Origin of the sequence: Tepidimonas sp., assembly GCF_046292505.1 — a bacterium.
GTDB lineage: Bacteria > Pseudomonadota > Gammaproteobacteria > Burkholderiales > Burkholderiaceae_C > Tepidimonas.
The window spans coordinates 1-718 of sequence record NZ_JBKBQX010000181.1 but is presented as its reverse complement, the minus strand read 5'-3'; the positions used below and the strand labels follow the sequence as shown (position 1 = coordinate 718).

Genomic DNA, 718 nt, shown 5'->3' with positions numbered 1-718 from the left:
TGATATCGATCGCTTTCAGATTTTTATGTCTGAACGTGTCCAACATGTTAGGAGGAGGAAAAATGCATACCAACAAGAAATCGATCGTGACCGCCATCGCTACGGCTTTCGTTTTGGGAGGCTGTGCCGCCACGGCGACGGCGCCGAAGAGTGCCGAAGTCAAATGGCCGAATGTGATCGTCCATCTGCATGGCGGTAATGGCAAGGCTTATCTGGTCGATCCGGCCACCGATAGTGTCGTCGCGACGCTCGATACTGAGAAGAGCGCCGGCCTGGGGGCCACCACGCCGGACGGCCGTAAGGTCTACGTCGGCGCCGAAGGCGAAGGCAAGGATACTGTCACGGTCATCGATCTCGACAAACGCGCCGTCGTCGCGAAGATCAAGACCGGCAACCGGCCCAAGCATCCGGTGGTGAGCCCGAATGGTAAGCTGGTGATGGTCAATCATTGGGGACTCGATGGTGGCAAGCTGCGTGTGACCTTCATCGACACGGCGACGGACAAGGTGGTCAAGAATGTCGATCTCGATGTCAGGGGCGAAGCCAAGGGTCCCACTTCGATGCATAACGCCTGGAGTTACGATTCCCGCTATGCCTTCACCGTCGATCGCGTCGATGACCATTTCGTGATCATCGATACCAGTGACTGGTCGGTGAAGAAGATCAAGATGCCTTCCAAGCCGCACTACGTCGTGCCCAGTCCGGATGGCAAGGAAGT

1 protein-coding gene is annotated in these 718 nt (G+C 56.8%); it reads left to right on the top strand.

Features of this window, described 5'->3' with window-relative positions; translation table 11 throughout:
• Positions 1 to 62: 62 nt before the first annotated feature.
• Positions 63 to 718: YncE family protein (locus ACK4TH_RS12600; protein WP_409626938.1), on the top strand; the 656-nt coding region annotated here is incomplete at its 3' end.